The sequence below is a fragment of the Mesorhizobium sp. WSM4819 genome (assembly GCF_055811215.1).
In genome coordinates this window covers 285,274-309,916 of sequence record NZ_JBVVQO010000001.1, presented here as the reverse complement: position 1 = coordinate 309,916, position 24,643 = coordinate 285,274, and the positions used below count along the sequence as shown (strand labels likewise).

General features: G+C 63.2%; 18 protein-coding genes, 1 pseudogene and 1 riboswitch. Of the genes and pseudogenes, 9 read left to right on the top strand and 10 right to left on the bottom strand.

The genetic code is table 11. The features are described 5' to 3' along the window. Positions 1-28: 28 nt before the first annotated feature. A complete protein-coding gene (locus AC0L18_RS01405) occupies positions 29-1,198 on the top strand; it encodes a GGDEF domain-containing protein (protein WP_473490318.1) in 1,170 nt (389 codons plus the stop codon). Between the two features lie 71 nt (positions 1,199-1,269). Here the strand turns inward: AC0L18_RS01405 and gcvP are convergent, their stop codons facing one another. The 3 genes from gcvP to gcvT are packed head-to-tail and all read right to left on the bottom strand — an operon-like array spanning position 1,270 to position 5,589. Beyond that, complete coding sequence (gcvP, locus tag AC0L18_RS01400) at positions 1,270-4,080, bottom strand: aminomethyl-transferring glycine dehydrogenase (protein ID WP_473490317.1); 2,811 nt, start codon at positions 4,078-4,080, stop codon at positions 1,270-1,272. Between the two features lie 19 nt (positions 4,081-4,099). After that, the gene (gene gcvH / locus AC0L18_RS01395; protein WP_027156276.1) at positions 4,100-4,468 is read right to left on the bottom strand and encodes a glycine cleavage system protein GcvH; all 369 of its coding nucleotides are present in this window, start codon (positions 4,466-4,468) and stop codon (positions 4,100-4,102) included. Between the two features lie 5 nt (positions 4,469-4,473). Continuing rightward, on the bottom strand, positions 4,474-5,589 hold the full coding sequence (gene gcvT, locus AC0L18_RS01390; RefSeq protein ID WP_473490316.1) for a glycine cleavage system aminomethyltransferase GcvT: 1,116 nt from the start codon (positions 5,587-5,589) through the stop codon (positions 4,474-4,476). A 152-nt stretch (positions 5,590-5,741) separates the two neighbouring features. Next, positions 5,742-5,829, bottom strand: a riboswitch (glycine riboswitch). 164 nt (positions 5,830-5,993) lie between these two features. On the opposite strand from gcvT, the pseudogene AC0L18_RS01385 reads away from it, so the two are divergent. After that, a pseudogene (locus AC0L18_RS01385) lies at positions 5,994-6,991 on the top strand (hypothetical protein). A gap of 42 nt (positions 6,992-7,033) precedes the next feature. On the opposite strand, the gene AC0L18_RS01380 reads toward AC0L18_RS01385, so the two are convergent. The 5 genes from AC0L18_RS01380 to AC0L18_RS01360 all read right to left on the bottom strand — a co-directional run bounded on the left by AC0L18_RS01380 (position 7,034) and on the right by AC0L18_RS01360 (position 11,524). Continuing rightward, positions 7,034-7,822 carry a molybdopterin-binding protein gene (locus AC0L18_RS01380; protein ID WP_091597163.1) on the bottom strand — a complete coding sequence of 263 codons (789 nt, stop codon included), beginning with the start codon at positions 7,820-7,822 and terminating at the stop codon, positions 7,034-7,036. A gap of 1 nt (position 7,823) precedes the next feature. Then, a complete protein-coding gene (locus AC0L18_RS01375) occupies positions 7,824-8,705 on the bottom strand; it encodes a cytochrome b/b6 domain-containing protein (protein ID WP_473490315.1) in 882 nt (293 codons plus the stop codon). 114 nt (positions 8,706-8,819) lie between these two features. Beyond that, positions 8,820-9,503 (bottom strand): DUF1345 domain-containing protein, encoded by a 684-nt coding sequence (locus AC0L18_RS01370; RefSeq protein WP_473490314.1) that lies wholly within the window; start codon positions 9,501-9,503, stop codon positions 8,820-8,822. A gap of 131 nt (positions 9,504-9,634) precedes the next feature. Next, on the bottom strand, positions 9,635-10,102 hold the full coding sequence (locus AC0L18_RS01365; protein ID WP_473490313.1) for a YaiI/YqxD family protein: 468 nt from the start codon (positions 10,100-10,102) through the stop codon (positions 9,635-9,637). A 294-nt stretch (positions 10,103-10,396) separates the two neighbouring features. Continuing rightward, positions 10,397-11,524: an S-(hydroxymethyl)glutathione dehydrogenase/class III alcohol dehydrogenase gene (locus AC0L18_RS01360; protein WP_091597176.1), complete on the bottom strand. Its 1,128-nt coding sequence runs from the start codon at positions 11,522-11,524 to the stop codon at positions 10,397-10,399. A gap of 199 nt (positions 11,525-11,723) precedes the next feature. Here AC0L18_RS01360 and AC0L18_RS01355 point away from each other — a divergent pair, with 199 nt between their 5' ends. The 4 genes from AC0L18_RS01355 (at position 11,724) to AC0L18_RS01340 (ending at position 19,611) form a co-directional block, all read left to right on the top strand. Next, entirely contained in the window at positions 11,724-13,736 is a 2,013-nt protein-coding gene (locus AC0L18_RS01355) for an acetyl-CoA carboxylase biotin carboxylase subunit (protein WP_473490312.1), read from the top strand. Positions 13,737-14,108: 372 nt separating this feature from the next. After that, positions 14,109-17,588 (top strand): DNA polymerase III subunit alpha, encoded by a 3,480-nt coding sequence (gene dnaE / locus AC0L18_RS01350; protein WP_473490436.1) that lies wholly within the window; start codon positions 14,109-14,111, stop codon positions 17,586-17,588. A gap of 105 nt (positions 17,589-17,693) precedes the next feature. Further along, the gene (locus AC0L18_RS01345) at positions 17,694-18,704 is read left to right on the top strand and encodes a methyltransferase (RefSeq protein WP_128244810.1); all 1,011 of its coding nucleotides are present in this window, start codon (positions 17,694-17,696) and stop codon (positions 18,702-18,704) included. Positions 18,705-18,807: 103 nt separating this feature from the next. After that, a complete protein-coding gene (locus AC0L18_RS01340; protein WP_473490311.1) occupies positions 18,808-19,611 on the top strand; it encodes a potassium channel family protein in 804 nt (267 codons plus the stop codon). A gap of 96 nt (positions 19,612-19,707) precedes the next feature. On the opposite strand, the gene AC0L18_RS01335 is transcribed toward AC0L18_RS01340, so the two are convergent. Continuing rightward, complete coding sequence (locus AC0L18_RS01335; protein ID WP_473490310.1) at positions 19,708-20,589, bottom strand: DMT family transporter; 882 nt, start codon at positions 20,587-20,589, stop codon at positions 19,708-19,710. 154 nt (positions 20,590-20,743) lie between these two features. Here AC0L18_RS01335 and AC0L18_RS01330 point away from each other — a divergent pair, with 154 nt between their 5' ends. Then, a complete protein-coding gene (locus tag AC0L18_RS01330; protein WP_473490309.1) occupies positions 20,744-21,250 on the top strand; it encodes a hypothetical protein in 507 nt (168 codons plus the stop codon). Positions 21,251-21,348: 98 nt separating this feature from the next. On the opposite strand, the gene AC0L18_RS01325 is transcribed toward AC0L18_RS01330, so the two are convergent. Next, entirely contained in the window at positions 21,349-22,677 is a 1,329-nt protein-coding gene (locus AC0L18_RS01325) for a DNA polymerase IV (RefSeq protein WP_473490308.1), read from the bottom strand. 68 nt (positions 22,678-22,745) lie between these two features. Between AC0L18_RS01325 and AC0L18_RS01320 the strand changes: the two genes are divergently transcribed. Then, positions 22,746-23,321, top strand: coding sequence for a GNAT family N-acetyltransferase (locus AC0L18_RS01320; RefSeq protein WP_473490307.1), 576 nt, complete (start codon positions 22,746-22,748; stop codon positions 23,319-23,321). A 123-nt stretch (positions 23,322-23,444) separates the two neighbouring features. After that, positions 23,445-24,167, top strand: coding sequence for a DUF6065 family protein (locus AC0L18_RS01315; protein WP_473490306.1), 723 nt, complete (start codon positions 23,445-23,447; stop codon positions 24,165-24,167). Positions 24,168-24,643 lie beyond the last annotated feature (476 nt).

The window sequence follows — 24,643 nt, the reverse complement described above, 5'->3', positions numbered from 1 at the left end:
GAACCCGAGAAGAGGCTGTCGCTTACGCATGTTGGATTACAGTTCGCTCCTGCTTGCGGCAGCGCTGTCGGGCACGTGCCTCAGCATCACCCTGTTTGCGATCTGGTGCACCGCGCCACAGGCACGCTTTGTGCTGACGGTGGCGTGCGGCATTCTCGTGCTCGTCGCACATGTGGTCTTGTTCTGGCACTATGCCAAGCATCCCAGCCCCTGGCTTTGCCAGATTGTATTTGCGCTTCTCAGCCTGGGCCTTCTGACCCTCTGCCTGTCGGCCATGCAGTATCTCGGCGTCCACGACTACAGGCGCGCCATCTTGCCGACCCTGGCTTCGATGGCGGTTTGCGCAGGCGCGACGTCGCTGGGCTTTGACGGCGTCGGCTTCATCGTCACCTACGCGACGGTAACGGCGCTGCTCTCGCTTATCGGGGTGATGTTCTGGATCAAAGGTGGTCATGATCGCCGGATATTGCTGGTCGTTTCGTTCCTGAGCGGCGTCTGTGCGCTGTCCTTCGGACTTTGCGGCGCGGTCCTGCTGGTCAAGGGCCAATGGGTGCTCGGCGTTGCGCCCGACAACTGGGCCGAACGGTTGAATTCCGCCGTGGCGGTCGCCTGCATGACGGGGCTCGGCGCATTGACGCTCTCCCTGCACCATTTGCAGGCGCAGATCGAACTGAAGGCCGAGACCATGACCGACCCATTGACCGGGCTGATGAACCGGCGGGCGTTGACGGCATTCTACGGCGAGCGGATTTTCGGCCCGTTCATGTCCGTCGCCATGTTCGACCTCGACCATTTCAAGAAGACGAACGATGTATTCGGTCATCCGGTCGGCGATCAGGTTCTGCGCCGCTTCGCCGCTGTCGTCAGAAAATGCTCCAGGACCGGCGTCGACGCCTTCCGGCTGGGCGGCGAGGAATTCGTCCTCGTCATGTCGCGGATGAATCAAGAGAAGGCTTACGACATTGCGAGCAAGATCAGCGTCGCCTTCGGCACGGAAGTCGTCGCCACCCAGCTTGGTCCGTTGCGCAGCACAGTCAGTGGCGGCATCGGCTTTGGCGGGACGGATGGCACCAGTCTCGACAATGTGCTGGCCGAAGCCGACGCCGCACTCTATGCGGCAAAGCGCGCCGGGCGAAATCGCGTCGTCGCCCAGAACAAGGCGAGCAAGGCCGACGCGCCGGCCTTGCGTTCTGCCTGATTGAGGCTTCTATCTTCTTGTTAGACCATGATCTTGTCCGAAAACCGGATTCCACTTTTCGGGATCATGGTCTACTCCGCCGCCCCCAGATATTCCGACAGCGGCGGGCAGGAGCAGACGAGGTTGCGGTCGCCGGCGACATTGTCGATGCGCGACACCGGCGGCCAGTATTTGGCTGACGTGTCGGCATCGCCGGCGGGGTAGGCCGCCTCCAGGCGCGAATAGGGATGGGTCCACTGGCCGGCCAGCGCCTCGGCGGCGGTATGCGGCGCATTAACCAGCGGATTGTCGGCCAGGGGCCATTCGCCTTTCGCCACCTTGGCTGCCTCGCCTGATATCGCGATCATCGCCTCGCAGAAGCGATCGAGCTCGCGCTTGGGCTCGGACTCGGTCGGCTCGACCATCAGCGTGCCGGCGACCGGAAACGACATGGTCGGCGCATGGAAACCATAGTCGATCAGCCGCTTGGCGACGTCGTCGACGCTGATGCCGGCACTGTCCTTGAGCACGCGGGTATCGAGGATGCATTCATGCGCGACGCGCTCGTGCCTGCCCTTGTAGAGCACCGGGAAATGCGCTCCGAGCCGCGTCGCCACATAATTGGCGGAAATGATCGCCGTCTCGGTCGCCTGCTTCAGGCCCGAAGCGCCCATCATCCGGATATACATCCAGGTGATCGGCAGGATCGAAGCGCTGCCGAACGGTGCAGCCGACACGGCATGGCCGGAGCCTTCGACGACGTGGCCGGGCAGATAGGGTTGCAGATGCGCCTTGACGCCGATCGGGCCGACGCCGGGACCGCCGCCGCCATGCGGGATGCAGAACGTCTTGTGCAGGTTCATGTGGCAGACGTCGGCGCCGATGTCGCCGGGGCGGGCGAGACCGACCAGCGCGTTGAGGTTGGCGCCGTCGAAATAGACCTGGCCGCCATGCTCATGGACAAGGGCGCAGAGGTCGCGCGCGCCTTCCTCGAAAACGCCGTGCGTCGAGGGATAGGTGAACATCAGCGCCGCAAGGTCTTGCGCATGCTCGTCCGCCTTGGCTTTCAGGTCATCGACGTCGATGTTGCCGTCTTCGGTGCAGCGCACGACGACGACGTTCATGCCGGCCATCGCCGCACTCGCCGGATTGGTGCCATGCGCCGATGACGGGATCAGGCAGACCGTGCGGTGAGCTTCGCCGCGTGAGCGGTGATAGCCGCGAATGGCGAGCAGCCCGGCGTACTCGCCCTGGCTGCCGGCGTTGGGCTGCAGGGTCACCGCGTCGAACCCGGTGATCTCCGCCAGCCAGGCTTCCAGTTCGTCGATCATGGCGCGGTAGCCGGCCGAATGGCTTGCCGGGGCGAAAGGATGCAAATTGGCGATATCAGGCCAGCTTACCGGCATCATCTCGGCGGCGGCATTGAGTTTCATCGTGCAGGAGCCGAGCGGGATCATGGCGCGGTCGAGCGCCAGGTCCTTGTCGGCCAGCCGGCGCAGGAAGCGCATCATGTCGGTTTCCGAGTGGTTTTCGCGGAAGACAGGCTGCGTGAGAAACGCCTTGCCGCGCGGTTTTCCGGGCATGGTGCTGCCGACGGCTGCGCCCGGCTTGGCGCCGAACAGCGCCGCGATCGCCTCCAGATCGGCCTCGGTCGAGGTTTCGTCGAAGCTGATGCCGATGCGGTCGGCGTCGATGACGCGCAGCAATCGGCCGGTCTTTTCGGCTGCGGCGCCAATCGCCCCGGCTCTGCCTTTCACTTCCACCGCCACGGTGTCGAAGCGGCCTGCGCCAAGCACCGAAATTCCTGCTGCCTCGAGACCGGCAGCCAGCCGGTTGGCCAATGCATGGATTCGGCCGGCAATCGCCTGCAGCCCGGCAGGGCCGTGCCAGATCGCATAGGCGGTCGCCATGTTGGCGAGCAGCGCCTGCGCGGTGCAGATGTTGGAGGTCGCCTTGTCGCGGCGGATATGCTGCTCACGCGTCTGCAAGGCGAGGCGATAGCCGGGCCGGCCCTTGCTGTCGGTGGACTGACCGACCAGGCGGCCGGGCATCAGCCGAGTCAGCCTGTCGGAAACGGCGCAATAAGCGGCATGCGGCCCGCCAAAGCCCATCGGCACGCCGAAGCGCTGCATCGGGCCGACGGCGATGTCGGCGCCAAGCGCAGCCGGCGCGTCGGTCAGCGTCAGGGCGAGCGGATCGGCAATGAAGACGACCAGCGCGCCGGTGGCGCGAGCTTTCTCGATTGCCGCCCTGTGGTCGCCATAGACGCCAAACGTATCGGGCCAGGAGACCAGCAGAGCGGCTGTGTTGTCGTCGATCGTGTCACCGTCGACCTCGATGCCGAGCGGCTCGGCGCGGGTGCGCACGACGTCAAGCGTCTGCGGATGCGGCGTGCCGGCCAGCGCCACCTTGGTCCGCTTGTCGCGGTGGTGGCGTAACGCGATGCCGACTGCTTCGGCCACCGCCGTCGCCTCGTCGAGCAACGAGGCCGACGCGACCGGCAGCCCGGTCAGTTCGGTGACCAAGGTCTGGAAATTGAACAGCATTTCGAGCCGGCCCTGGCTGATCTCGGCCTGGTAGGGCGTGTAAGCCGTATACCAGGCCGGGTTCTCGAACAGGTTGCGCTGGATGACCGGCGGCACGTGGACGCCGTGATAGCCGGCGCCGATGAAGCTCTTCAAAACTGTATTTTTCGCCATTGTCGCTGACAGCTCGGCCAGCGCCTCGGCTTCGCTCGCCGGGGCCGGCAAGGCCAGCGGCCGGTCGAGCCGGATCGATTTCGGCACAGCCTGGCTGATCAGCGTCTCGACCGACGGAACGCCGATCGTCGCCAGCATGGCTCTGACATCATTGAGGCCGGGGCCGATATGGCGGGCCGAGAAGGAGTAGGGTGCTGCGGTCATCTTTCCTGGTCCTGCTCTCTCAACCAATATGGGCTTTGTAGGCGGCCTCATCCAGGAGACCTTCGAGTTGGCTTTCATCGGCCAGCTTCATCTTCCACAGCCAGCCGTCGCTGGCCGCCGCCGAATTGACCAGGGACGGATCAGACGAAAGCGCGGTGTTGGCCTCGGTGATCTCGCCGTCGACCGGCGCATAGACGTCCGATGCCGCCTTGACCGATTCGACCACGACGGCGGTATCGCCCTTGGCCAGCTTTTTCCCAGGCTCCGGCAATTCGACGAAGACGAGATCGCCGAGCTGTTCCTGCGCGTAGTCGGTGATGCCTATGGTGGCGATACCGCCTTCGACGCGGAGCCATTCGTGATCTTCAGTGAAATAGGTCTTTGCCATGAAGTTCATCCTTTGCGGTAGCGATGCGGCGTGAAGGGCAGGGGATTGATATCGACCGGGATTTTGGTCCCGCGAACGTCGGCGAAGAGTTTTGCGCCGGGTTTGGCCAGCGACGCCTGGACGTAGCCCATGGCGACCGGATGGGCGGCCGAGGGGCCGAAGCCGCCGGAGGTGACGTGCCCGGCGGGATTGCCGTCGGCATCGAAAAGGGCAGCACCGGGACGCACCGGCTGGCGGCCTTCCGGCTTCAGGCCGACGCGTTTCTGCGTCGGGCCGCGCTCCAGGATTGAACGCAATGCGTCGGCGCCGATGAAAGCGCCAGAGGCGCGAACCTCCTTCGGGATCGCCCACATCAGCCCGGCGCTGGCCGGGTCCATCTCAGGCGTGATGTCCAGTCCGTGCAGGCACAGCCCTGCTTCGAGCCGCAGGCTGTCGCGGGCGGCCAGCCCAACCCACATCACGCGCTCGTCCTCGAGCAGTTTGGCGACGAGATTTCGCGCATCCGCTTCCGGCAGGCCGACCTCGAAGCCGTCCTCGCCGGTATAGCCCGAGCGGCTCATGAACCAGTTTTCGCGCGGCTCGAAGCCGTGCATGAACAGCAGCGATCCGGTTTCGATGCCGGCGCGCGACAGGGCGGCCCAGGCTTCGGGACCCTGGATTGCCAGGAAGACGCGGTCGAGTGCTTCAATCTTGGCGTCAAAGTCCGCCTTGGCATCAAAGTCGGCAAGCTCACGAAGGTGTTTTTCGTCGGCTTCAGCATTGCCGGCATTGGCGACGACCATGAAGCGTTGCCGGCCGAGCCTGGTGACGATCAGATCGTCGATGATGCCGGCGGCTTCATTGAGAAAGAACGTGTATTTGGACTGGGAAATCTCAAGCGCGCCGGCGTCGAACGGGCAGGCACGATTGAGCAGTGCTTCAGCGCCCAAGCCACTGATCTCGAACAGCTTCATGTGTGAGATGTCGAACAGGCCGGCATGTTCGCGGGTATGAAGGTGCTCCTTCATCACGCCGGCCGGATAGGTGAGCGGCATCGACCAGCCGGCGAACGCGCCAAAGCGCGCACTGGCGGCCACGTGCAGGTCTTCGAGGGGAAGGTGTTTGGTGTCGTCGCCCGTCATGTCGTCTCCAGAGTCGCACGCAATCGGCCGCGAATGGCGACCAGTCCGTGCCCCTCTGTCTGAAGCCTGAGAGACTCGCGCCCCGTAACTCTGTCGGCAGCGCTTACACCTTCGGCGCGGGGCGAAAAAAGCCCCGACTTTCCAGAGTGTCTTTCCCGTCTACGGTTCTTTTTGCCTGAGAGATTTCGGGCGATTTCCCCTTCGGCGGCAGCTCTCGCTGCTCTCTCCCGCAAACAGGTAGGACTCGATTTGAGCCCTCGACTCGTCATCCATAGCCTGTCGGCGACACCTTGTCACCTGCTAGCGACAGCTTACCGACAAGTCTTCGCTAACCACGCGGTTTGCCGGTTTCTCAAGGAACTGCCGATATGTTGGGTCCAAGTGACGTATGGATGGGAAACGAAATGGGCGAATTGAAGAGCGTTCCGGTGGCCGAGCTGGCCTCGAAAAATCGGGTCACAGCGGAAGACGTGGTCATGCTGCGCCGCGAGGTATTCGGCGACGGGGTGGTGACGCGGAGCGAGGCCGAGGCGCTGTTTGCGCTCGACGCGATAAAAGGGGACAAATGCGCGGAATGGCCGGATTTTTTCATCGAAGCCATCACCGACCTCATCGTTCATCAGGAAAAGCCGGCGGGCTATATCTCGCAGGACAATGCCGACTGGCTGGTCCAAGCGATTTCGCGTGACGGCATGGTCGACAGCCTGACCGAACTCGAACTGCTCGTGCATGTGCTGGAAAAGGCGAAATCCTCGCCGAACGGGCTTTGCGCCTATGCGCTGGAGCAGGTCGCCCATGCCATCATCGACGGCAAAGGGCCGCTGATGCACGGCGGTAAGCTGGTTCCCGGGCTGATCGCCAAGGCTGAAGTCGAGCTTCTGCGCCGCATCCTCTATGCCTATGGCGGCGACGGCAACATTGCCATCACCCGCGCCGAGGCAGAGGTGCTGTTCAAGATCAACGAGCGGACCGCGGCAGCCAACAACGATCCATCGTGGAATGATCTGTTCGTCAAGGCGCTCGCCAATTACGTCATGTGCTCGGCCGGCTACGAAGCTCCGGTGCGCGACGTGGCGCTGCGGCAAGATGCTTTCCTGGAGCAGGCCGATCAAGAGATCGGCGGTTCTTCGGCCGCATGGTTTCGGGTGGCCTCGCCGGCATCATGAAAGCCTACTGCGCGCCGGGCGATATCGAATCCGAATGGGAATCGAAGAACAAGGCAGCCGAAGCACTGGCACGCCGCGCCGAGACGATCGACGCGTGCGAGGCGAAATGGCTGGCCGAGCGCATCGGCAGCGACCGGCCGCTGCATGAGAACGAGCGCGCGCTGCTGACACTGATCAAGCACGCCTCGCCGGAAATCCATCCGGTGCTCAAGCCGCTGATCGACAAGGTCGCCTGAGCAAAGCACCAAACACTGATCGGAAATGGCGGAGCTATGGCGTCAAATGCCGCCGTACCAGTCGTAGCCATTGTCCTCCCAGTAGCCGCCCCTGCCGCCGCCGATAGCGGCGAAACTGTCGACCAGTTCGATCCGGCGGAGATACTTTGGCATCTTGTAGCCGATCTGGCGCTCGACGCGGACGCGCAGCGGCGCGCCGTTCTCGACCGGCAGCGGCTTGCCGTTCAGGCCATAGGCAAGGATCGTCTGCGGGTGACGGGCATCGATCAGGTCGATCGAGCCGTAATATTTGATGTCGCCGGACAGGCTGCGGTCGATCGTGTCGAGGCAATGGAACACGACGTAGCGCGCCTGTGGCTTGACCACCGCCTGATCAAGCACCAGCGACAGCGGCGTGCCGGTCCATTTGGCGATGCAACTCCAGCCTTCGACGCAGTCGTGGCGGGTGATCTGGGTGCGGCTTGGCATGTTCATTAATTGCTCGCGGGTCAGCGACAGCGGCTTTTCGACGAGGCCTGAGACATCGAGCCGCCAGTCGGCGAAATTGTTGGCGAGCAGGCTTTTGTAGACATCGTCGTCCGGCGCGGTGACGCCGTTCGGCCGCTGCGGCTGGCGAATGTCGGCTTCGGTGAATTCCGGCGCCAGCGAATCGCCGGCGAGCAGGCGTTGCGCGCGCCAGGTCAGGCCGTTGGCGCCTTCGAGGAAACTGCGCAGGCCGTCGCCGACACGAAGCTGGCTGTCGAATGCATCGCAACCCGACAGCATGATGCCGGTGACGCCGAGGCTGGCCGAGGTCAGGAATTTTCTGCGGCTGATCACAAACTTCGCCATCTCACGCACCCCTCTGCGGCGTCTTGCTGCCATGCGCCGGCGGATCGGTTCGGTACCAGCCGGTGATGATGGAACGCAGCTCGTTGATCGGGCCGGCAGCGAAGATCATCAGCATATGGATGATGAAGAAGGCGACGAGCAGCAGCATCACGACGAAATGGATTGTCCGCGCCGTCTGCCTGCCGCCAAGCAGATCGTTGAGGAACGGCAGCGCCGCGTTCATGCTCGGCGACATGGCAAGGCCGGTGATGATCATCAGCGGCAGCAGCACGAACATCACGCCGCCATAGGCCATCTTCTGCAGCGTGTTGTATTCGCGCGTGTGATGAAACTTGAATTTGGCATGATCGATGATGTCTCGCGGCAAACGCCTGAGATCGTCGATGCGCGGGACAAGATCGCGGCGCAGATGACCGTTGACCAGGCTGGAGACCAGCCACACGACCAGGGTCGTGGACAGTATCCAGGCGAAGAAGAAATGGACGACGCGGGCGGTGCCGAGGTCGTAATAGGAGGGGATTGTCGCCCAGGACGGGAAGGCGCGGGACGTCTCCCGACCCGCCGGCCCCGACCAGCCGAGCACACCGGTTGTGTCGAAGCGCTTGCCGAAGATTTCGGTGTAGCCGCGCGGGCCGTTTGCGGTGTTCTCGGCGCCGATGGCGAAGATGGTGTTGTTATATGCGAATCCCGATTCCTTGCCGATATAGAGCTGGGGGCGGGCATTGAAGATCTGCAGGCCGGAAAGCAGCATGAAGAACAGCGAAATGGCCCAAAGCCAGTGCGTCAGCCGCGTCCAGCGCGACTGCCGGTAGATCAGCGTCGCATCCTTCGGCGCGGCGGCATCTGGCCCGACAGTGGATTGGCTCCTGGCCACCGATTGCATTTTTTCGCGTCCTTCTGGCCGCTCAGTCGGCCTTTCCGATCGTTCTCCTCCCAATACGTTGCCAGCCAAAGCGATGTTTCATCCGATCACGGAATTATTACGGCCTGCCCGGTGCTATCGGCTCCCGAAACTGACGGCGAGGTTGACCGCGGCGGCGACGATCACTGTATTGAAAAAGAACGACACGATCGAATGCAAAAGCACGATGCGACGCATTTGCGTGGTCGAGACCGCGGTATCGGAGGTCTGTGAGGTCATGCCGACAGTGGTCGAGAAATAGAGGAAATCCCAGCCGTCCGGCTGTTCCTTGCCGGGAAACACGAGGCCACCGACGGGCTTTTTCTGCTTCGATTTGCTGCCGGTGTCGGTCTCTTCATCGTTGACCCAGTAAACATGCGCATAGTGCAGCGCTGTCATGGCGTGGATGGTGAACCAGCCGAGCGGGATCGACAGCAGCGCAAAGGTGAGTTCGACAGGGTGCGCGCTGCCCTCGCGATTGATCATTTGGAACAGTGAGATAACGGCGACGGCGACGACAATCAGCGTCACAGCAAAGATGACCAGCACCGGCTGGTCGGTGGCGCGGGCATTCTTACTCAGATAACGGCCGGTGAGCAGCGGCATCTGGGCGACGACAATGACGGTGTAGGCGGCGAAAAACGCATTGGCGCCGATCGAAAAGGCGAGCGGAGCACGCAACAGCAGCGCGATCGCCAGTGCCACCACACCGATGCAGGCCGACACCGCGAACTGCATGTGGCGGTGCAGTGGCTTCCTCAGGGGCAGCTCGGTCGTCATGGCCCGGCCTCTGATGCAGTCCGTCTTCTACACCGCCGCTCGTTCTCTAAGACTCGGACATTATAGCACTTTTGATTGTGCGCATGATATTCCGGTTTGCTGCAATGGCCTTCCGGTCCGAGGCGAAAGCGCTAGCCCGGTGCGGCGGATTTCAGCGCACGCCGCAGGATGCGGTCGAGCTCGCCGAGAAACCGCGAGCGGTCCTGCGGCGCGAAACTGGCATTGTAGCCCTTGCTTTCGCCGGTCTCGCGCAGATGCTGCTTGAGGTCGCGCATCGCCACCGCCATGCCGATCGTTTCCGGCGTGAACGGGCGTCCGGTCGGCCCAAGCACATGGGCGCCGAGCGCCACCGTGCGGGCGGCAAGCGGGATGTCTGATGTCACGACGATGTCGTTGGGCTTGGCATTGTCGACGATCCAGTCGTCCGCCGCGTCGGCGCCCTTGGACACGACGACGTTGCGGATCATCGGGTCGCGCGACGGGCGCAGCCCGCCATTAGAGACAAAGGTGACGACGACGCCATGGCGCTCGGCGACCTTCTCGATCTCTGCCTTCACCGGACAGGCATCGGCATCGACGTAAATGGCGGGTGCGGGCATGGTTCGTTCCAAGCGTATGAAGCCGGGCGATTGTGCCTGGATTGATGTTCGAGCGGTCAAAGGTCGGCGCTGCCCCTCATCCGCCTGCCGGCACCTTCTCCCCGTATAGTGACGGGGCGAAGCGGCTGGCCGCAACCTCGGCACGCTTTCTGCCACGCTGCAGATTGGCGAAATCCTTTTGCGAAGGCGTCTTTCTCCCCGTCACTATACGGGGAGAAATGCCCGGCAGGGCAATGAGGGGCGGCGCAGACCTGAAGCGATTGCCTTGCTTCCTCCCGGCCACGTCGCAAATTCTCAATAGACCACCACGCTTCTGATGCTCTTGCCCTCATGCATCAGGTCAAAACCCTTGTTGATGTCCTCCAGCTTCAGCGTGTGGGTGATCATCGGGTCGATCTCGATCTTGCCGTCCATGTACCAGTCGACGATCTTCGGCACGTCGGTGCGGCCGCGCGCTCCGCCGAAGGCGGTGCCCATCCAGGTGCGGCCGGTGACCAACTGGAACGGCCGCGTCGAGATCTCTTGGCCGGCGCCGGCAACGCCGATGACCACCGACTTGCCCCAGCCGCGGTGCGAAGCTTCCAGCGCCTGGCGCATCACCTTGGTGCTGCCGGTGCAGTCGAACGTATAGTCGGCGCCGCCGATCTGGTCGGCGCCACGTTTTGTCATGTTGACGAGATAGGGCACGATATCGCCGTCGATCTCCTTCGGATTGACGAAATGCGTCATGCCGAATTTCTCGCCCCATTCCTTCTTGTCGTTGTTCAGGTCGACGCCGATGATCATGTCGGCGCCGGCCAGGCGCAGCCCCTGGATGACGTTGAGGCCGATGCCGCCGAGGCCGAAGACGGCGGCCGTGGCGCCGATCTCGACCTTGGCTGTGTTGATCACCGCGCCGATGCCGGTGGTGACGCCGCAGCCGATGTAGCAGATCTTGTCGAAGGGCGCGTCGGGATTGACCTTGGCCACCGCAATCTCGGGCAGCACGGTGAAGTTGGAGAAGGTCGAGCAGCCCATATAGTGGAAGATCTTGTCCTTGCCGATCGAGAAGCGCGACGAGCCGTCCGGCATCAGGCCTTGCCCCTGCGTGGCACGGATCGCGGTGCACAGATTGGTCTTTCTGGACAGGCAGGACGGGCATTGCCGGCATTCCGGCGTGTAGAGCGGGATGACGTGGTCACCCTTCTTGACCGAGGTGACGCCCTTGCCGACATCGACGACGATCCCGGCGCCCTCATGGCCGAGGATCGCCGGAAAAATGCCTTCGGGATCGGCGCCCGACAGCGTGAACTCGTCGGTGTGGCAGATGCCGGTCGCCTTGATCTCGACCAGCACCTCGCCGGCTCGCGGGCCGTCGAGGTCGACCTCCAGGATTTCCAGCGGCTTTCCGGCGGCGACAGCGACAGCGGCACGGGTTTTCATCGGGGCTCTCCTCTCAAGCCAAATCGGCAATCGAGGCGAGCTTTAGCGTATCTGCAGGTTCTGGACTATGGGACGAATTGACAGTTCGGTGCCGGGTTTTGGTCGTCACCAGGCGACTTGCGCCCGGATATGCGCCTACGTGCCTTGACCGGCCGGGCCAAGCCCATAAAAGAAAGGCAGCCGAGGGAACAAAACCCGCATGTTCACAAAAATCCTGATCGCCAATCGTGGCGAGATCGCCTGCCGCGTCATCAAGACGGCGCGCAAGATGGGCATCGCCACCGTCGCGGTCTATTCGGACGCCGATCGTGACGCCGTGCATGTCGAGATGGCCGACGAGTCTGTCCATATCGGGCCTTCGCCGGCCTCACAAAGCTATCTTGTGCCGGAGAAGATCATCGCCGCCTGCAAGGCGACGGGTGCTGAAGCCGTGCATCCCGGCTACGGGTTTTTGTCCGAACGCGCCTCCTTCTGTGAAGCGCTGGAGCAGGAAGGCATCGTCTTCATCGGCCCGAAACCCGGAGCGATCAGGGCGATGGGCGACAAGATCGAATCGAAGAAATTCGCCAATGCAGCCAGGGTCAGCACGGTGCCCGGCTGGCTCGGCGTCATCGAGAATGCCGGTCATGCCGAGAAAATAGCCGGCGAGATCGGCTATCCCGTGATGATCAAGGCCTCGGCCGGCGGCGGCGGCAAGGGCATGCGCATCGCCTGGAGCAAGGCCGAGGTGCGCGACGGGTTCGACCGGGCGCGGTCGGAGGCCAAAAGCTCGTTCGGTGACGACCGCGTCTTCATCGAAAAGTTCGTGGTCGATCCGCGCCACATCGAGATCCAGGTGCTGGCCGACGCGCATGGCAATGCGCTTTATCTCGGCGAGCGCGAATGCTCGATCCAGCGCCGCAACCAGAAGGTCGTCGAAGAGGCGCCTTCACCTTTCCTCAACGCCAGGACCCGGAAAGCCATGGGCGAGCAGGCGGTGGCGCTGGCCAGCGCGGTCGACTACCAGAGCGCCGGCACGGTCGAGTTCATCGTAGATAGTGAAAAGAACTTCTATTTCCTTGAAATGAATACACGATTGCAGGTCGAGCACCCGGTGACCGAGCTCGTCACCGGCATTGACCTTGTCGAGCAGATGATCCGCATAGCAGCCGGCGAAAAGCTCGCCATCAAGCAAAGCGACGTCAAGCTGAACGGCTGGGCGGTGGAAAGCCGGCTCTACGCCGAGGACCCGTATCGCAATTTCCTGCCGTCGATCGGCCGGCTGACGAGATACCGGCCACCGCAAGAGGGACAGTTCGGCGACGTCGTCGTCCGCAACGATACCGGGGTTGCCGAGGGTTCGGAAATCTCGATGTTCTATGACCCGATGGTCGCCAAGCTGTGCACCTGGGCGCCGACTCGGCTCGCGGCAATCGACGCCATGTCGGAAGCGCTCGACAGTTTTGTCGTCGACGGCATCGAGCACAACATGCCGTTCCTGGCAGCACTTATGCAGCATCCGCGCTGGCGGGAAGGGCGGATATCGACCGCCTTCATATCAGAGGAATATCCCGACGGCTTTGCGCCGATCGTGCCTGACAGCGAAGAAACGGCCGTGCTCGCAGCGATCGCCGCCGCGGTCGAACTGCTGCGCCGCGACCGGCTCGACCGGCTCGGCGGGCGGCTGGCGCCGCATTCGGGTGTGCTGAAACGCGACTGGGTGGTCAAGATCGGCAAGGATTACCTTTCGGCTTCGGTTATCGAAGGCATGATCTCCATTCCGATGGAGCTCGGTCTGTCGATCGACGGCGGCACGGCGCTGACGGTGGCGTCCGACTGGCGGCCGGGCGATCTCGTCTGGCGCGGCATGGTCGGCGACCGAAGGATCGCTGCGCAGGTCAGGCCGGTGCTGAACGGACTTCGCGTCGCCTGGAAAGGCATGTCGGTGAGCGCACGCGCCATGCTGCCGCGCACCGCCGAGCTCGAAAGGCTGATGCCGGAAAAAGTGGCGCCGGATACGTCGAAGATGCTGCTCTGCCCGATGCCCGGCCTTGTCGTGTCGATCGCCGTTGCCGAAGGGCAGGAGGTCAAGGCCGGCGAGACGCTGGCGGTCGTCGAGGCGATGAAGATGGAAAACGTGCTGCGCGCCGAGCGCGATCTCACCGTGTCGAAACTCAAGGCAAAACCGGGCGACAGTCTCGCCGTCGACGCGGTGATCATGGAATTTGCGTGAGGATGCCGTCACTTGGCACCACCGACAGTTATAAGGCAATTGCATTGGTTGGCGCTGCCCCTCATTGCCCTGCCGGGCATTTCTCCCCGTATAGTGACGGGGAGAAAGGGGCCTTCGCACAGGATTTCGCCAATCTCCAGCGTTGTAGATGGGAGCCAAGGTTGCGGCCAGCCCCTTCGCCCCGTCACTATACGGGGAGAAGGTGCCGGCAGGCGGATGAGGGGCAGCGCCAGCATCGACAATTGGCCTGTCGCTGGACTCGCATCGTCCGGTGCCGGACAATACATCCTCATCGACTGAGTCCTCTCAAACGGCGATAAAAAAATGGCGAATGAGACACTTCCCCGCGATCCGTTGCGGCGCGAGGCCTTTATGAAGGCGTCGCGGCCGGAAGCGCCGGCGCGGCCGTTCATTCATCTGCGCGTGCATTCGGCCTATTCGCTGCTCGAAGGCGCTTTGCAGCTCGGCACGGTTGTCGGCCATGCGGTCAAAGATGACGCACCGGCGATTGCCGTCACCGACACCAACAATCTGTTCGGCGCGCTCGAATTTGCGCAAAAGGCGGTGAAGGAGGGCATCCAGCCGATCATCGGCTGCCAGACCGCTCTGGCTTTTTCCGGTGAAGCCAGCGACAGCCAGCGCGACCGCAGGCGGCAAGGTCCGGAAATGCGTCCCGTGGTTTTGATCGCGGCGACCGAGGCCGGCTACAGCAATCTGGTCAGGCTGGTCAGCCGGGTCTATCTGGAAACGCCGCCCGGCGAGGCCGTGCATCTGACGACCGAGATGCTGCAAGGCCATTGCGACGGCCTGATCTGTCTCAGCGGCGGGCCGCGCGGCCCGATCGGCAACGCGCTGAAAGAGGACCGCCGCGACCTCGCCGAGACGCGGCTTCTGGCGCTCAAGGCGCTGTTCGGCGACCGGCTCTATGTCGAGCTGGAACGGGTTTCCGGCTATGACCGGGCCATCGAGAAATCGTCAGTCGACCTCGCCTATATCAATGACTTGCCGCTGGTTGCCACCAACGAGGCGTTTTTCTCCTCGCGCGACGACTATGAGGCGCATGATGCGCTGATCGCCATCGCCGAAGGGTCGGTCGTCGCCGTCGACAATCGCCGGCGGCTGTCGCCCGACAATTTTCTGAGAAGCCAGGCCGAGATGGCGAGGCTGTTCGCCGATCTGCCGGAGGCGATCGACAACACCGTCGAGATCGCGCTGCGCTGCTCCTACTATCCCAAGACCCGCAACCCGATCCTGCCGCGCTTTGCCGGCGGCGATGTCGCCGACGCCGACGCGGCGGTGAAGGCGGAGGCGCAGGAGCTTTCCAGGCAGGCGCATGAAGGGCTGGAGGCGCGGCTCGCCGCGCACGGCCTGGCCCCTGGCTATACGGTCGAGCAATATCGCGAACGGCTGGAATTCGAGCTCGGCATTATCGAGAAGATGAAATTCCCCGGCTACTTCCTGATCGTCGCCGACTTCATCAAATGGGCGAAGGCGCAGGGCATTCCGGTCGGGCCGGGGCGCGGCTCGGGCGCCGGCTCGCTGGTCGCCTATTCGACGACCATCACCGACATCGATCCGCTGCGCTTCTCGCTGCTGTTCGAGCGCTTCCTCAATCCCGACCGCGTGTCGATGCCCGACTTCGACATCGATTTCTGCCAGGACCGGCGCGAGGAGGTCATCCGCTACGTCCAGCATAAATACGGACGCGACCAGGTCGGCCAGATCATCACCTTCGGCACGCTGCAGGCCCGCGCGGTGCTGCGCGATGTCGGCCGCGTGCTGCAGATGCCCTATGGCCAAGTCGACAAGCTCAGCAAAATGGTGCCGTCGAACCCGGCCAATCCGGTCAAGCTCGCCGACGCCATCGCCAACGAGCCGCGCTTTGCCGAGGAGGCCGAGCGCGAGCCGATCGTGCAGACGCTGCTCGACATGGCGCAGAAGCTGGAAGGGCTCTACCGCCACGCCTCGACGCATGCCGCCGGCATCGTCATCGGCGACCGGCCGCTGTGGGAGCTGGTGCCGATGTACCGCGATCCGCGCTCGGACATGCCGGTCACCCAGTTCAACATGAAGTATGTCGAGCAGGCCGGCCTGGTGAAGTTCGACTTCCTCGGCCTGAAGACGCTGACGGTGCTGGAGACCGCGGTCAAGCTGATCCGCCGCCGCGGCATCGAGATCGATCTTGCCCACATTCCGCTCGACGACCCCGACACCTATGCCATGCTGTCACGCGGCGAAGTGGTCGGCGTGTTCCAGGTGGAAAGTGCCGGCATGCGCAAGGCGCTGATCGGCATGCGGCCCGACTGCATCGAGGACATCATTGCGCTGGTCGCGCTTTACCGGCCGGGCCCGATGGAGAACATCCCGACCTACAACGCCAGAAAGCACGGCGAGGAGGAGATGGCGTCGATCCATCCGAAGATCGACCATCTGGTGAAGGAGACGCAAGGCGTCATCGTCTACCAGGAACAGGTGATGCAGATCGCGCAGGAGCTTGCCGGCTATTCGCTGGGCGAAGCCGACCTGTTGCGTCGCGCCATGGGCAAGAAGATCCGCGCCGAGATGGACAAGCAGCGCGAGCGCTTCGTCTCGGGCGCGATCGAGCGCGGCGTCGGCAAGCCGCAAGCCGACTTCATCTTCGACCTGCTGGCAAAGTTCGCCGACTATGGTTTCAACAAGTCGCATGCCGCCGCCTATGCGGTCGTTTCCTATCAGACGGCCTATCTGAAGGCGCACTACCCGGTCGAATTCCTGGCCGCGTCGATGACGCTCGACATGGGCAACACCGATAAACTCGCTGATTTCCGCCAGGATGCGCTGCGCCTCGGTATCGATGTCGTGGCGCCGTCGGTGATATCAAGCTTCCGCGCCTTCGAAGTCGCCGAGAACCGGATCTTCTATTCGCTGGCCGCGCTCAAGGGCGTCGGCGACGCGGCGGTCGAGCATATCGTCGCCATGCGCGGCGAAAAACCGTTCAAGAACCTCGCCGATTTTTGCGAAAGGGTCGACCCGAAGATCGTCGGCAAGCGCGTCTTCGAAAGCCTGATCATGGCCGGCGCGCTCGACTGCTTCGGTCACGACCGCGCCGCGATGATGGCGGGCGTCGAGCGGATGATGGGGCTGGCGTCGCTTGCGCAGCAGAATGCAATGTCGGGCCAGCACGACATTTTCGGCGCCTCGCTCGGGGCGCAGTCGCAGGCGCTCAACCTGCCGGCGACCGACCCGTGGCTTGCCGCCGACCGCCTGCACCGTGAATTCCAGGTGGTCGGCTTCTATCTCTCGGCGCACCCGCTGGACGAATACAAGGCGGCGCTGCAGAAGATGCGGGTGCAGACCTGGGCCGAGTTCTCGGGCGCCGTCAAACGCGGCGCTGCCGCCGGGCGGCTTGCCGGCACCGTCACCACCAAGCAGGAGCGCAAGACGCGCACCGGCAACAAGATGGGCGTCGTGCAGTTCTCCGACACATCGGGCCAGTATGAAGCAGTGCTGTTTTCCGAAGGTCTGGCGCAATATCGCGACCTGCTCGAGCCCGGCCGTTCGGTGGTGGTCACAGTTTCGGCCGAGGACAGGCCCGAAGGCGTTAATCTGCGCATCCAGACGGTGCAGTCGCTGGAGGACGAGGCAAGCCGCATCCAAAAAGCCTTGCGCATCTTTGTCAGGGATGACCGGCCGGCGTCGGCGATTCAATCGCAGCTTACCCAGCGCGGCGACAGCCTGGTGAGCATTATCGTCATCAAGGACGAGGCGCAGGGCGAGGTCGAGATCGAACTGCCCAACCGTTACCGCGTCTCGCCACAGATCGCCTCGGCCATGCGGGCGGTGCCGGGCGTGGTGGAGGTGGAGTTGGTGTGAGCTAACGACCGTATTCCGCCAGCCCGGTCGCATTGCCCGGTGACGATGCCGCTGGTATTGTGGGCTCGGCGGCCTGGGTCTTTTGGCGGCCGGGGGGAGTGCGTCATGGATGAGCGGGATGCCGCTGCCGAACTCCAGAAAATGGTCAATGGCTTCCAGGTATCTCAGGCGATATGCGTCGCCGCCACGCTGGGCATTGCAGACCATCTCAAGGACGGAAAACGCACCAGCGGCGAACTGGCCGTGCTGACCAATACCCATCCGCAGGCGCTCTACCGGCTGCTGCGCGCCCTTGCGTCGGCCGGCGTGTTCCATGAAGCGGAAGACCGATCCTTCTCGCTGACCCCGGTTGGCGGCGCGTTGCGATCCGACGTTCAGCATTCGGTCGCGTCGTGGGCAATTCTGGCCGGACGGCCGTATTTCCGTCAGGCATGGAGCGATCTGCTGCACAGTGTCAGCACCGGCGAAAACGCCTTTCGCCACGCTTATGGCAAGGGCGTTTGGGAATACCGGGCAGAGCATCCGGAAGAGTCCGTCGTTTTCGACCGGGCGATGACGGCGATGTCGCGTGGCGTCGCCGCTGCGGTGCTCGCGGCCTATGACTTCCGGCGGTTCTCTGTCGTTATGGATGTAGGCGGCGGGCAGGGCGCGCTGCTTGCCGAAATCCTCCGCCGCAATCCCGGCCAACGCGGCATTCTATTCGATCAGCCGCAGGTCGTGGCGAAGGCCGGCCCGGTCTTTGACGCTGCGGCTGTGGCTGATCGCTGCGACATCGTCGCCGGCGATTTCTTCGTCTCGGTGCCCGAAGGAGCCGATGCGATTGTGCTTAAATGGATCTTGCATGACTGGGACGACGACACAAACATCCGGATCCTGAAAACCTGCCGCCGGGCGATTCGCCCGGAAGGCAAACTGCTGGTGCTCGAGAGCATTCTGGCACCGCCCAATGAAGGCGCCGTCGCAAAATTCGGCGATCTGAACATGCTGGTCATGCCGGGCGGGCAGGAGCGCACGGCGGAAGAATTCAGGTTGCTGCTTGCGGCGTCGGATTTTCGGGTCGCCAATATCGTTGAAGCCGGACCTCGCATCAGCATCATCGAGGCGGAACCGGTCTGATTGCTTTCCGGGTCTGGAACGCTGCGGATGTTCTCAAGCCACAGTGGCTTCCCCCTGCTCTGCCCACTGGACGGCTGTCGCAGCGAGCGTTATCGCAGTTGTCATGAAGGCGCCGAAAAGGGACGGAGTGCAGGATTTTTCAGCCTTGACGCGGCTGCGCGACACATTGCGCAAACTCTATCACGGGCGCACGCCTGCGGCTTTCCGGTTTCAGCTGGCGGCTGTTATCATCGACCTTGCCATCATCGCCTTCTTCATCGCCACACCGGTGATCCAGGAATCGTCCTCGTTCCTCTGGCTCGATTATTCAGTGGCAGCGCTTGTCGCCGCCGACATGATTGCCCGGCTGCTTGCGTCAAACGACATGCTGCGCCTGATGAAGCAGCCGACGTCGTGGGTCGACGGCTTCATCCTGCTGACGCTGCTGATGCCTTCGGCGCTGGCCAATTTGGGATTCCTGCGCATATTGCGGCTGTGGTCGCTGTCGCGCAGCGGCGCGCTGTGGCGGTTTTTCGAGATGCGCGGCCTCAAAAAATGGCGCGAGGCAAGCCATGCAGTCATCAATCTCCTGACATTCCTGTTTGTCGTCACCGGTTTCGTCTACACCTTCTTCTTCCGCACCGGGGCCGGTCTCGAAGGCTATGTCGATGCGCTGTATTTCACCGTCGCCACGGTGACCACGACCGGCTTCGGCGACATCGTCCTGCCGGGAATAGCCGGCAAGCTCACCGCGATCGTCACCATGATCATCGGCATATCGCTGTTCGTTAGGCTGGCACAGGCGCTCTTCCGTCCCAACAAGGTCTTCTTCCCGTGCCCGCAATGCGGCCTTCAGCGGCATGAAGCCGACGCCGTCCACTGCAAGGCCTGCGGGCATCTCCTCAACATACCCGACGAAGGCGACTGAAATGCGAGGCGGTTTTGTGAAACCAAAACCGCGCGGTAGCTCTTTGCTTTGACGCATTTTGTCGGACGCCAAACGAAGACGTTTGGCTGCAAAATGCTAAGACGCTGCCACTTCCGCTGGTTTGGTCGCCTTTTTCTGCAGATTAAGCAGATTGCCCAGCAGGATCAGCAAGGCGCCCCCGGCGGTGAAGGCGTCGATCTGCTCCTGATACAGCAGCCAGCCGATCAGCGCCGACAGCGGCACGCGCAAAAAGTCCATCGGCGAGATGACGGTGGCGTCGGCATAGGCGAGTGCGCGCGCCATGCAGAAATGCGACGACATGCCGGTGAAGGCGATCAGCAGGATCCACGGCCACAGTTCGAGCGGCGGGTTGCGCCATTCGTAGAGCGCCGGGATCAGCCCGAGCACCGACTGGATGACCAGCATCCAGAAGATGATGGACACGACGCTGTCCGTCCGCGTCAGCGATTTGACCAGGACCACGGATATGCCGAAGCAGACCGCGGCACCCAGCACGACAACATGTCCCGGATCGACGGAGCCGACGCCCGGACGGACGATGATCAGCACACCGATCAGCCCGAGCACGATCGCCGCAAGTCTTGACCGGCTTAGTCTTTCACCAAGAAAGCCGACCGCCAGAATGGCCGTCCAGATCGGCGTCGTGAATTCGATGGAGATCAGCACGGCCAGCGGGATCAATGTCAAGGCGTAGAGCCATGCCGCCTGGCCGACAAAATGGACGACGTTGCGGGCGATATGGGCGGTGGGGCGTATGCTGCGCATCGCCGCAAAACCGCCTGACATCATCACCAGCGGCAGGAGGATGAAAAGGCCGATCACCGAGCGCAGTTCCAGCACCTGGAAGACATTGAGCTCGGCCGTCGTGGCGCGGCCAGCGACCGACATCGTCAGAAACGATGCGATCGACAGCGCCATCCAGAACGCAGCCTTGGGGATCGAGGGCGAGGGTGCCATGCGCGCTATGTCGCAAGTCGGGACTTTCACCGCAACCGCTAGTCGACGCATTCGGCTGGGCCAGAGCGGCGCGTTGCAAAACGGTCATGCTGAAGGCGGAACCTGCGGTCACGGCGAGCGTTGGTCCAACAGCCAGATCAAGGGGAGAGATTCAATGAAATCATGTGCACGATTTGCACTTGCCGGCTGCCTGGCGGCTGCCGCCGGCGCGGCTCATGCCGACGAGGCCGATTTTCTTCGCTCGTTCGAGGGGAATTTTGCCGGCAAGGGCACTGTCAAGGTAACCACCGAGGCGCCGACGGTGAACGTCTCCTGCCGCTTCAATTCCGACGCGACATCGAGTTCCTTGTCACTGGACGGCACCTGCCGCGGTCTCGTCGTGGTGACGCGCGCCATCAGTGCCGACCTGAAGTCCAGCGGGACGAAGTACACCGGCACCTATGTCGGATCCCGCACCGGGCCGGCGCAGCTCAGCGGCAGGCGCTCGGGCAATGCGATCAATCTCGGCATTCGCTGGGCCAAGGAGGTCAACGGCGATCGTACCGCGCAAATGACCGTCGAGAAGAACGGCGAGGACGGCATGCGGCTGACCGTTATCGACGTCGACCCGAAAACCGGCGAGCGCGTGATGACCAGCCGGATCGATCTGCGACGCACCTGAAGCGGCCCGCTTTACCTTGTCTTGTTTGAGCGTGGTCTTTCCGAGAACTGGATCCGCTTTTCGCTTGCGCGGACATTCGGTTCGGGATCATGCTTAAACTAATCCTCCATCGGCTCTGGCGGGTGGGCGTTGCGGCCCTTGCCGAAGGTGTAGCCGGTCTCCACCGCCCTGCGGCCGAACTTGTCGCGCAACCTGTCGATGGCGCCTTCGGCCATGGCACGCTTGCGTGACTGGGTATCGACGAGGTCGGGCGGATCGGCCTTTTCGTCATTCGAGAGGTCGCTGACGCCGATGCCGAGCAGCCGGTATCTGGTGCCGTCCGCCTCCTTGCGCAGCAACTCGAGCCCGGTCGAGAATATGCGGTCGGCCAGCCGTGTCGGGTCGCCGAGCTGCCGGTTGCGCGTGCGGGTCTTAAAATCCTGCGTCTTCAGCTTCAGCACGACGGTGCGCCCGGCAATGCCGGACTTCTTCAGCCGCCCCGAGACTTTTTCCGACAGCGCTCTCAGCACCGAAACCAGTTGCTCGGGGGAGGCGATGTCGGTGTCGAAAGTGGTCTCTGCCGAGACGCTTTTCGCATCCTGGTCGGGGTGAACGCGGCGGTCGTCCTCGCCGCGTGAAAGATGGTACAGCCGGTCGCCCATCACGCCGTAGCGGCGCATCAGGTCGCCGCGCTCCATGCGCTGCAACTGGCCGATGGTGCGGATGCCGTCGCGCTCAAGCGTGGCGGCGAAGGCTTTTCCCACACCCCAGATCAGCGTCACCGGCTGCTCGGCCAGAAAGCCGGTCGCCTCGGCTTCGCCGATCACCGAAAAGCCGCGCGGCTTGCGAAAGTCCGACGCCACCTTTGCCAGGAACTTGCAGTAGGAAAGGCCGGATGAAACGGTGATGCCGATCTCCTTCTCCACCTTGAGCGCGAAGCGTGCCAGCACCACCGCCGGCGGCAAGCCATGCAGGCGCTCGGTGCCGGCAAGGTCCAGAAACGCTTCGTCGATGGAGATCGGCTCGATCAGCGGCGTCAGCGCCTGCATCATGGCGCGCACCTCGCGGCCGACGCGACCATATTTTTCCATGTCCGGCGGGATGACGACCGCTTCCGGACAGGCTTCGAGCGCCTTGAACATCGGCATCGCCGAGCGGACCCCGTGGACGCGGGCGATGTAGCAAGCGGTGGAGACGACGCCGCGCTTGCCGCCGCCGATGATCAACGGCCGGTCCTTCAGCGCCGGGTTGTCGCGCTTTTCGACCGCCGCATAAAACGCGTCGCAATCGATATGGGCGAGATGCAGCCGATAGAGCTCCGGATGCCGGGCCAGCCGTGGACTGCCGCAGCGCTCACAGCGCCGTGCCTCACCGCGCTGAAAGGTCAGGCAGTCGCGGCAAAAACCGTGATCGGGATTGTTGACAGGAACCGCCATCGCTGCGAACATAAAGAGAACAAAAGCAATGGTACGTCAGGACGGACGCCACGACAAGGCGGTGGGCCGGGAGAGAGTTCGTGAATACGACCATAGCGCCGCTGGTGCCCGAGCTTTGGGCGGATTTTGAAGGTCTTTTCGGTAAGCAGGGTGCCTGCTACGGCTGTTGGTGCACGCATTTCCGGCTGTCGCCGGCCGCGCGCCGCGCCAGCAACCGGGAACGCAACAAGGACCACATCAAGGCGCGGATCGAGGCCGGACCGCCACCGGGCGTGCTGGCGTTCGAGGATGGCAAGGCGGTCGGCTGGATGCAGATCGGCCCGCGCGCCGACGTGCCCGAATGGAACAACAAGGGCAGGGGGTCGGCGCCGGTCGATCCCGCCGACGCCACCGATCCGGGCGTCTGGGCGATTTCCTGCTTCTTCATCCGCGTCAAGGCGCGCGGCAGGGGCGTGACGCACCGGCTGGTCGAAGGCGGGATCGAATTTGCTCGCCAGAATGGCGCGCGGCTGGTCGAGGCATGTCCGATCGACCTGTCGAGAGATTCGCGTTCGATCGGGCTGTTCGTCGGCTCGTCGCGGGTCTTCGAGAAAGCCGGTTTCGAGAGGCTGGTCGAGCGCAAGGCGGGCCGGCCGCTGATGCGATTGGTGCTTTAGTCAACGCTGCTGTGCGCGCCGCGGCGACCGAACTATCGTCGTCGGCCTGCATATCAGACGCCCATCCGGGAATAAATCCGGCTGCGGCCCGTTCCTCCTCGGATTTTTCCATGGAGGCCATCGATGTTTCATTTTTCCCAGACTTCTCAGAAGACCTCTCGCTCGATCCGGTTTGCCTGTCGGCCGGAAGATCATGGCGTCATCGCGCCGCCAGTGGCGGCCAAGACGGTCCTGCCGGACTGGTTCCGCAAACTGCCGCCGGTCGATGCGCAGCAAGCCTCGGCCACCAACAATGGCCTGACCGTCAAGCGCTGCATGCCGTTTCTCGACGCGATGACAACCGGCTGGATCCTGCCGCTCGCGGCGACCGTCCGCCTTGAGATCAAGGATGGCGGCAGCGCCGTCGATGCCGGCTGGGAGTTCGACAGGGTGATGGTGAGCAATCATGGCGCGCATCAGGTCGCCGGCAATCCGAAGGAACCGGCACCGCCATGCAAGTTTCACAATTACTGGTCGATCCGTACCCCGCCGGGCTGGAGTTGTCTGTTCCTGCCGCCGCTCAATCGGCCGGCTCAGCCTTTCGAATGCGTCGCCGGCATCGTCGATACCGACACCTATGCAGCCCACATCCATTTTCCGTTCTTTGCGACGGCGCCGGATGGCCTCTACGTCCTCGAAAAGGGAACGCCGCTGGTCCAGGTCATACCGTTTCGCCGCGAAGATGCGGCGCTCAAGGCCGAGATCCAGGCGGAGACCGGAGCCGAGGCGACCGAGCGCGAAACGGTCTACCGCAACACGATTGCCAGCGAAGGCTGGTATCGCAAATGGGCCCGCGCGGCCCGCTAGACTTTTTCTGGAGAAGAATACGAAAACGGGGCCGCTAGGGCGAAGCGACGCAGACCCCTGGGATGCATACCGTTACCTTGGAGCGCTGCTGCGGTGCAGAACCTTTGATCGCCGAGGGACAGCGCCCCCCTCTGTCCTGCCGGACATCTCCCCCACAAGGAGGGAGATTGGCCTTCATCACTGATTTCGCCAACCACCAGCGTTGCAAAAAGAATGCTGTCCGCGAAGCTGCCGATCTCCCCCCAAGTGGGGGAGATGTCCGGCAGGACAGGGGGGCGCGAAGGATCGCTACAGAGCGCTTTTATTCTGCATTCTTCGGCGGATGTCACGGAATGGATCCCAGGGTCTGCGCCGCGTCGCTTCGCTCCTTGCTTTGCCCTGACGAAGTCGTGGTGGCCTATGCCAATCGCCAGCGAATGCGAAACGGGGGCCGGCTGGCCCCCGTTTGTCTGTGGATTGTTTTAGAGCGGCGGACA

Coding starts and splice junctions, on each gene's coding strand:
- AC0L18_RS01405 (WP_473490318.1), top strand. CDS start 29: ATGTTGGATTACAGTTCGCTCCTGCTTGCGGCAGCGCTGTCGGGCACG.
- gcvP (WP_473490317.1), bottom strand. CDS start 4,080: ATGACCGCAGCACCCTACTCCTTCTCGGCCCGCCATATCGGCCCCGGC.
- gcvH (WP_027156276.1), bottom strand. CDS start 4,468: ATGGCAAAGACCTATTTCACTGAAGATCACGAATGGCTCCGCGTCGAA.
- gcvT (WP_473490316.1), bottom strand. CDS start 5,589: ATGACGGGCGACGACACCAAACACCTTCCCCTCGAAGACCTGCACGTG.
- AC0L18_RS01380 (WP_091597163.1), bottom strand. CDS start 7,822: ATGGCGAAGTTTGTGATCAGCCGCAGAAAATTCCTGACCTCGGCCAGC.
- AC0L18_RS01375 (WP_473490315.1), bottom strand. CDS start 8,705: ATGCAATCGGTGGCCAGGAGCCAATCCACTGTCGGGCCAGATGCCGCC.
- AC0L18_RS01370 (WP_473490314.1), bottom strand. CDS start 9,503: ATGACGACCGAGCTGCCCCTGAGGAAGCCACTGCACCGCCACATGCAG.
- AC0L18_RS01365 (WP_473490313.1), bottom strand. CDS start 10,102: ATGCCCGCACCCGCCATTTACGTCGATGCCGATGCCTGTCCGGTGAAG.
- AC0L18_RS01360 (WP_091597176.1), bottom strand. CDS start 11,524: ATGAAAACCCGTGCCGCTGTCGCTGTCGCCGCCGGAAAGCCGCTGGAA.
- AC0L18_RS01355 (WP_473490312.1), top strand. CDS start 11,724: ATGTTCACAAAAATCCTGATCGCCAATCGTGGCGAGATCGCCTGCCGC.
- dnaE (WP_473490436.1), top strand. CDS start 14,109: ATGAAGGCGTCGCGGCCGGAAGCGCCGGCGCGGCCGTTCATTCATCTG.
- AC0L18_RS01345 (WP_128244810.1), top strand. CDS start 17,694: ATGGATGAGCGGGATGCCGCTGCCGAACTCCAGAAAATGGTCAATGGC.
- AC0L18_RS01340 (WP_473490311.1), top strand. CDS start 18,808: ATGAAGGCGCCGAAAAGGGACGGAGTGCAGGATTTTTCAGCCTTGACG.
- AC0L18_RS01335 (WP_473490310.1), bottom strand. CDS start 20,589: ATGGCACCCTCGCCCTCGATCCCCAAGGCTGCGTTCTGGATGGCGCTG.
- AC0L18_RS01330 (WP_473490309.1), top strand. CDS start 20,744: ATGAAATCATGTGCACGATTTGCACTTGCCGGCTGCCTGGCGGCTGCC.
- AC0L18_RS01325 (WP_473490308.1), bottom strand. CDS start 22,677: ATGTTCGCAGCGATGGCGGTTCCTGTCAACAATCCCGATCACGGTTTT.
- AC0L18_RS01315 (WP_473490306.1), top strand. CDS start 23,445: ATGTTTCATTTTTCCCAGACTTCTCAGAAGACCTCTCGCTCGATCCGG.